The sequence below is a fragment of the Psychrobacter sp. genome, assembly GCF_030457785.1.
Classification (GTDB): Bacteria; Pseudomonadota; Gammaproteobacteria; order Pseudomonadales; family Moraxellaceae; genus Psychrobacter.
The window spans coordinates 1-7,175 of the sequence record NZ_JAKDUI010000148.1 but is presented as its reverse complement, the minus strand read 5'-3'; the positions used below and the strand labels follow the sequence as shown (position 1 = coordinate 7,175).

Sequence of the window (7,175 nt, the reverse complement as noted above, 5' to 3'; positions counted from 1 at the left end):
TGAATTCCTACCAGTTGCACTGCATGCAATAGTCTTAACTATTGACTATCCGTTAATTTCCGAAGGCAGAAGGCAGTAATGGTGTTAGCTACCGGTGCGAAACCAGCCACACCCCAGTCATGCCGTGGCATGGGAAATGACTGGCTGGTGCTTAATGTGCTTTAAGCCTTGTTTTTTTCATATAATTGCGCTAATCTCAATGCTTTACTGCACCTCGATACATAATATCTACACAATGCTTGCGTAACGTTTCATTGAAACATATTGCAGTCGTAGATCGTCTGTATAGTTAGCAAATCCTTTTACTATTTGCCTCCTTCATAAGTACTTTACAACGACTGCTTTCGAGAGTGCCATAAAACCATCGCATACCAAAGCCGATTTAATCTCAAATTTAACCAATTTTGGATAAGCAAGCGTTTGATAAAACGGCTATAGAGTGAATAACGTACCGCCCAGTTAGTCTGACCTAACATTGCCAAACTTGATACAAGTTATATAGAGGTATTTATGAACAAGCATTTATCTGGTCTACTTACCATGTCAGCCGTTTTATTTTCTGGCTCTGCAGTTGCGACTGGCGCGAACGCCTCTGAAACCAGAAGTGCACTTGCAATGACATCACAAGACAACGCCTCTCATATCGATCGCGTACTTAGTGAGCTAAACCGCCAACACGATGGCGCTCCTAGCCTAGTTAAATCAGCACGCAACCCTACTTCTTTAGCACTTAATAGCTCGCTATTAGCCAATGATACTATCCAAGTTAATGATGATGAAGATGTACTAGAGCGCTTGACGGCTGTGGCCTCCAACTCAGTCAGTAAATTCAAACAGACTGGTCTGGCTTCTTGGTACGGTCGTAAATTTCACGGCCGAAAAACCGCTAGTGGTGAAACTTTCGATATGAATGGTTTGACTGCAGCACATCGCTCACTACCCTTGAACTGCTACGTTAAAGTAACCAACAACACAAATGGTAAAAGCGTAGTCGTTAAGGTCAATGACCGCGGTCCATTCCACGGCAACCGGGTGATGGATTTATCTTATGGTGCCGCCAAGCAACTAGGTATCACCAATAAAGGTGTTGGCAACGTGTCAATCGAACGTGTTTCAGGGCCATAAGTCTAGCCTACTGACTGCGCTACCGTGCTACATAAAAAAGCGCCTGACTATGATAAGTCAGGCGCTTTTTTATGACTGTATTAATATTAGTGATTTTAAATATCAAAAGTGATCAAAGACAGTTTATAACTCAAATGCACTTTCAATAGCATCGTCAAGACGTTCGACAGCAATGACATTTATGCCCTTAAACTGATTGGACTCTTTTGCAGGTGCATTTGCTTTGGGAATAATCGCATGTTTAAAACCATGCTTCATAGCTTCTTTTAATCGCTCGTGACCATTCGGCACTGGGCGAATTTCACCTGACAGCCCAACTTCTCCAAATACAGCCAAAGAGGAAGGGAGTGCCTTTTCCCGTATACTCGACGCACACGCTAGCAATACGGCTAAATCAGACCCAGTCTCTAGCACCTTCACACCACCGACCACGTTGACATAGACATCTTGTCCACTGGTATGAATGCCTCCGTGACGATGCATAACAGCTAACAGCATAGACAAACGCTGAAAATCTAACCCTAACGCCATCCGTCTTGGCGACCCTTGTGAGTCATCAACCAGAGCTTGCACCTCGACCAATAATGGTCTTGTTCCTTCTCGGCTAACCATAACGATAGAGCCAGCAACTGGTTTGTCGTAACGGCTTAAAAAGATCGCAGAGGGATTGGCGACTTCTTTGAGCCCCAAGTCTGTCATACCAAAGATGCCGAGCTCGTTGACAGCCCCAAAACGGTTTTTTACAGCACGAATCATACGAAACCGTGAATCGGACTGACCCTCAAAATACAATACCGTATCAACCATATGCTCGAGTACACGAGGGCCTGCCAATGTTCCTTCTTTAGTTACATGCCCCACCAAAAACAATGCCGTGCCTGTTTGCTTGGCATAGCGTGTTAATATCGCGGCAGATTCTCGAATCTGACTAACACCCCCTGGAGCAGAGTTAATAGCATCAGTATAAATCGTTTGGATAGAATCAATAATAGCGATAGCTGGCTGCTCTTGAGTCAGAGCCGCACAGATAGTCTCCACGTTTGTTTCGGCTAATACTCGCAATCTATCAGCAGGTAAATCTAAACGCTTGGCACGCATCGCAACTTGTGCAAGAGACTCCTCTCCCGTTACATACAATGCACTGCCTGCCAATGAGTCTGCACGTGCCATATTCGTCGCAGTCTGCAAAAGAATTGTAGATTTACCAATGCCCGGATCACCACCTATCAATACGACAGAGCCCGCAACCAATCCACCACCCAAGACACGATCAAACTCACTGATTCCCGTTGGCAATCGCGTATCTAACGTTACGCTTACTGCGTTTAAGGGCATAACCGCACTATGAGTACCAGAGTAATTTCCTGACGTTTTGTTGTTTGATGGGCTAGAGGTTACACGACTTGCTGTTGATTTAGAAGAACTCTTATTATGATGCGGCATGCTAACATTTGGTGCTTCGACCAAACTATTCCATTCGCTGCAATCAGCACACTGCCCTGCCCACTTTCCGAAATGCGCACCACAGTTCTGACAGACGTAGCTGCTCTTATTTTTTGCCATAGTTAATAGGCCTTACTCAGGTGTCTAATCAGTAGTATTTAATCGCTTTTATTGATGTATTACAGTCATATTGCGACACTGAACCAGTATATTTGAAATACTCACAAATAGTTATAATTGTGTTCTTTAGGGTTTTTATAAACAGGATTTCGGAGAAAGGCCAGTCGCTAACATGAGCGCCTGTGTATTGTAAAAAAGATATGAAATATTAGCCGTTGAGGTTACCTAATGCTCAGATATCAACTTTTATTCAAAATCGTAATCAGTAAAATACAAAAATAAGAAGTACATTACGCATCTGGCTATACTTGGAAGTCCTTACCCAAATACACCGACTTCACCAAGTCATTTTCTAATACTTCACGCGACGTGCCTTCAGCGATGATCGCGCCTTCTGAAACAATATAAGCTTTTTCGCAAATGGCAAGCGTATCACGAACGTTGTGGTCGGTTATAAGCACACCAATACCACGATTTTTTAGCGTTAAAATCACATCTTTGATATCACCAACAGAAATAGGGTCAACGCCAGCAAACGGCTCATCTAGCAAGATAAACTTTGGGTCAGCTGCTAGAGATCTGGCTATCTCACAACGACGTCGCTCACCACCTGACACGCTCATACCCATTGACTTTCGTACATGCTCTAAGTGAAATTCACCGATTAGTTTCTCAAGCTCTTGCCGCTGCTCTTTCGCACTCAGCTCTTTACGGGTCTGTAAAATAGCCAAAATATTATCTTCGATAGATAGCTTACGAAAGATGGAAGCTTCTTGAGGCAAATAGCCAATACCTGCACGAGCACGTTCATGCATCGCGTATTTGGACAAATCCATTTTACCTAAGGTCACACGCCCCTTATCCATATTGACCAGTCCAACGACCATATAAAAACTGGTTGTCTTACCTGCGCCATTAGGGCCCAATAACCCAACCACTTGCCCTTGCTCGACCGAGAATGAGACGTCTTTAACTACCCATCGCTTGCCATAACGCTTCCCTAAATTTTGCATAGATAGTCGTGCAGTAGGCGCTAGACTGTTATTTTGTACTGTAGCTTCAATATTTTGATTATCACTCATAACTTACTCATACTATTGCAAAATTCAAGCACTTCCATGGACTTGTACTGTCTAGCGCACACCACTCTGATTGGCATTGCCACTAGGAGGGAATACTAACTCTACTCGTTGATTACCGCCAGCCGTCGCTTCGACGTCCCCAGCTTTTAGGCTATAGCGAATGACATTACCTGCAAAACTTGCACCGTTTTGAACCAGTTTGGCATTCCCGGTTAATGTGATAATACCGCTGACAGCATTATAGTCAATCTTATTGGCTTGACCTTTTGCTAAGCCTTTTTCTTGAGTAACAACCTGCTGCATCGTGGCTGGACGACCAGTAGCAACGGCCGAATTGATGCTGCGCTGCTGCGATAAGTTGACCGTAATATCATCGGCCGTCATCTTGAACGTCCCTTGAGTGATGATGACGTTACCTGTATAACTCGTGACACCTGTGCTCTCACTATAAGTGGCTCTGTCTGCCAGTAGCTTGATTTCCTGGTTGGCATCCGATGGTAAAGCATGACTATACAGAGGCAATGCCACCAGCATCAGCATCGGTACCGCACTCAATGTTGGCAAAAATTTAGGTTTCATAGCAGTCACTCATTTTAAAATAGGTAGGGTGTATAAACTATTTGATAGCCACTTTTAAATGTTATTTTGAGTCGTGTCGCCGAGCAGTATGGTTCAACATAGTGTTGGCACAGCATAGTGATGGCACAGCGACACTCTAAAAACAATCTAGAACAATGCTTCATCTTGACGTTCAGACGGTGTAAAGGCAACGGCAACCTGCCCAAACTCATAGTCACCCGTCTCAAGATTGGCGGTCATGCTAGCCGCCTCAAAGCGATTCGCGCCTTGTTCAAACGTCACTGGTGCTTCGCTGTACACTTTCCCAGACTTAGTATTACCGGTTAGTGCACTGCCGGTAACTTTAATAGGCTCAACTTCAGGATTGGCTGTATTACCCTCACTGAACAGTGAGAAGCCCCCTGATAAGTTCAACTCACCTGTCTGTTGATTGATGGCCGCACTACCTGCTTCAATGCGGTAGCGCTGATCTTCTGACGGCTCCCAGTTCATCGTAATGCCCGACATCTCATCAAGATTGGTCTCTGGATTGTGTGTCAAAGACTCTGCAGTGAGTTCATACTCTGTTTCGCCTTGATCGTTAGTCTGCACCGCCTTGATGTCCGTTGCTTCATAATCGACATCGGTTGCTTCCACATTGACTGGAGGTGCAACCTCACCTTGCTGTTGGAAGAACCAACCTGCGATACCAGCAATAATCAATGCGAGAACTATTAAAACACGAGTATTCACGATAAGTTATCCTAAGGTTGCTTTTCATCAAGCGTATAGTGCGCAATAAAGTCTGAATAATGTCCGTGACCTTTCAAGATCAGATCACATATTTCACGCACCGCACCAGTACCACCTGCTCGAGTCGTCACCATGTCGCTACGCTTAACCACTTCCGCATGAGCATTTGGCACTGTGGCCGCAAACCCAACTGTTTGCATCGCTTTGATATCTGGTAGGTCATCACCCATATAGGCACAGTCGGCGGCGGTAATACCAAGAGCTGGATCAAGCATGGATAATAATAGCTCATTTAACGCAACAAGCTTATCATCACGCCCTTGTACGACGTAATCAACACCCATTTCAAGCGCACGCTTGTCTACCATCGGGCTACTGCGGCCCGTGATGATAGCGGTCAAAATACCATAACGAGCTAAGGATTTAACCCCAACGCCATCCTGCACTGAAAAGGCTTTGGTCTCAATGCCATTGGCATCATAAATGATTTGACCGTTGGACAAAATACCATCGACATCCATGACCAAGAGTTTTACTTGTCCGGCCTTTTTGATTAAATCCTGCATGATGACCCTCGTAACATCTGTTTATTAAATTATTAATATCAACCATTCACTTTAATCGACGATGACTATTTTACGCCTGCTTGTAGCAAATCATGTAACGTAATTATCGCCTCTAAACGATCTGTATCGTCGATAATTAACAATTGACTGATACCGTTTTCGTTCATCACACTCAATGCATCAGAAGCACGCATGGTCTTACTAACACGTTGCGGGTCTTTGACCATCACTTCACGCATTGGCGTCTGTAGATCGATGCCTTTCTCTAAACCTCGGCGCAAGTCCCCATCCGTAAATACACCCGTGACTTTATCACTATCATCGATCACCACAGTCATACCCAAGCGCCCAGCAGACATGGTAAGAAGCGCTTCTTGTAACGGTGCTTTCTGATGAATAAGCGGTAAGTTTTCAGACGTGCCAGAGTGCATCAAATCCTCAACACGCATCAACAGTTGACGCCCCAAAGCACCCGCTGGATGAGATAAAGCGAAATCTTCTGAGGTGAAATTACGTGCATGCACTAAGGCAACTGCCAAAGCATCACCCAGTGCTAGCGTGGCTGTCGTACTAGAAGTCGGCGCCAAATTCAGCGGACACGCCTCTTGTGATTTACCAAGCGTCAGTGCGATATCAGCAGACTTTGGTAACATGCCACGCTTATCACGGCTGATACTAATCAGTGGAATATTTAAACGTTTTACCACAGGCAATAGCATTCTAATCTCATCTGACTCACCAGAATTGGAGATGGCTAGCAATACATCGCCCTTAACCAACATACCCAAGTCGCCATGTCCCGCTTCTCCAGGATGCATAAAAAAGGCAGGGGTACCTGTTGATGCAAATGTCGCGGCTATTTTGCGACCGATCAGGCCAGACTTCCCCATACCTGTTACTACTACTCGTCCTTTGCAAGACAAAATAATGTCGCAGGCTTGGGCAAATCTATCATCTATTTGTTCTGTCAATAAGGTCAACGCAGATATTTCAGTATTAACTGCATCAACGGCGGTACTAATAAATTGCTCATGGGTTAGATTACTTTGGTTATTATTCATGAATCAACTCTATATTTATGTTAAATAAACTTAAACCGACCAAGTATCTTACTATACTATGGCTTATATTGATAATTACTTGAAAAACTCATGGCTACACAGTCAAAATAAAACCTTTATTTTACATGAAGATATACGAAAAAAACCTACTTCAAAAGCAGGTTTCTATCAAATAATTTAAACCAAGTCTTAGTAATAGGGCGGTTATTTAACCATTATTTTCATTAGAATCGTCATCTGCTGCTGCATCAAAGTTGCGATCTTGGCCGAAACCACCACGCTCAAAACCACGATCCTGACCAAAGCTGCCACGTTCGAAACCACGATCTTGCCCCTGTCCGAAACCACCTCGGTTAAAGCCACTACGGCTAGAAGCAAAGCCACGCTCCTCGAAACCACCTGCACTAGCCGGGTTACCACCACGCTCAAAACCACCACCTTGATAACCGGCTGGTACGGCACCTTGT

Annotated in this window: 7 protein-coding genes and 1 pseudogene; 1 reads left to right on the top strand and 7 read right to left on the bottom strand. The window is 44.4% G+C overall.

Annotated features, from left to right (window positions below; genetic code table 11):
• Window positions 1-510 precede the first annotated feature (510 nt).
• Entirely contained in the window at window positions 511-1,125 is a 615-nt protein-coding gene (locus tag L0J61_RS07945) for a septal ring lytic transglycosylase RlpA family protein (protein ID WP_301465892.1), read from the top strand.
• Between the two features lie 123 nt (window positions 1,126-1,248).
• Here the strand turns inward: L0J61_RS07945 and radA are convergent, their stop codons facing one another.
• The 7 genes and pseudogenes from radA to L0J61_RS07910 form a co-directional block, all read right to left on the bottom strand.
• On the bottom strand, window positions 1,249-2,688 hold the full coding sequence (radA, locus tag L0J61_RS07940) for a DNA repair protein RadA (RefSeq protein ID WP_301465890.1): 1,440 nt from the start codon (window positions 2,686-2,688) through the stop codon (window positions 1,249-1,251).
• Between the two features lie 302 nt (window positions 2,689-2,990).
• On the bottom strand, window positions 2,991-3,770 hold the full coding sequence (lptB, locus tag L0J61_RS07935) for an LPS export ABC transporter ATP-binding protein (protein ID WP_301465888.1): 780 nt from the start codon (window positions 3,768-3,770) through the stop codon (window positions 2,991-2,993).
• Between the two features lie 51 nt (window positions 3,771-3,821).
• The gene (gene lptA / locus L0J61_RS07930) at window positions 3,822-4,349 is read right to left on the bottom strand and encodes a lipopolysaccharide transport periplasmic protein LptA (RefSeq protein WP_301465887.1); all 528 of its coding nucleotides are present in this window, start codon (window positions 4,347-4,349) and stop codon (window positions 3,822-3,824) included.
• A gap of 147 nt (window positions 4,350-4,496) precedes the next feature.
• Window positions 4,497-5,081 (bottom strand): LPS export ABC transporter periplasmic protein LptC, encoded by a 585-nt coding sequence (gene lptC / locus L0J61_RS07925; protein WP_301465886.1) that lies wholly within the window; start codon window positions 5,079-5,081, stop codon window positions 4,497-4,499.
• Window positions 5,082-5,092: 11 nt separating this feature from the next.
• The gene (locus tag L0J61_RS07920; protein WP_301465885.1) at window positions 5,093-5,647 is read right to left on the bottom strand and encodes an HAD family hydrolase; all 555 of its coding nucleotides are present in this window, start codon (window positions 5,645-5,647) and stop codon (window positions 5,093-5,095) included.
• A gap of 65 nt (window positions 5,648-5,712) precedes the next feature.
• Window positions 5,713-6,708, bottom strand: coding sequence for a KpsF/GutQ family sugar-phosphate isomerase (locus tag L0J61_RS07915; RefSeq protein ID WP_301465883.1), 996 nt, complete (start codon window positions 6,706-6,708; stop codon window positions 5,713-5,715).
• A gap of 208 nt (window positions 6,709-6,916) precedes the next feature.
• A pseudogene (locus L0J61_RS07910) lies at window positions 6,917-7,175 on the bottom strand (RNA chaperone Hfq); the annotation flags it as partial.

What these genes read in the sequence shown, in the direction of transcription:
- lptB (WP_301465888.1), bottom strand. Translation starts at nt 3,770, where the DNA reads ATGAGTGATAATCAAAATATTGAAGCTACAGTACAAAATAACAGTCTA.
- lptA (WP_301465887.1), bottom strand. Translation starts at nt 4,349, where the DNA reads ATGAAACCTAAATTTTTGCCAACATTGAGTGCGGTACCGATGCTGATG.
- L0J61_RS07915 (WP_301465883.1), bottom strand. Translation starts at nt 6,708, where the DNA reads ATGAATAATAACCAAAGTAATCTAACCCATGAGCAATTTATTAGTACC.
- L0J61_RS07920 (WP_301465885.1), bottom strand. Translation starts at nt 5,647, where the DNA reads ATGCAGGATTTAATCAAAAAGGCCGGACAAGTAAAACTCTTGGTCATG.
- L0J61_RS07945 (WP_301465892.1), top strand. Translation starts at nt 511, where the DNA reads ATGAACAAGCATTTATCTGGTCTACTTACCATGTCAGCCGTTTTATTT.
- radA (WP_301465890.1), bottom strand. Translation starts at nt 2,688, where the DNA reads ATGGCAAAAAATAAGAGCAGCTACGTCTGTCAGAACTGTGGTGCGCAT.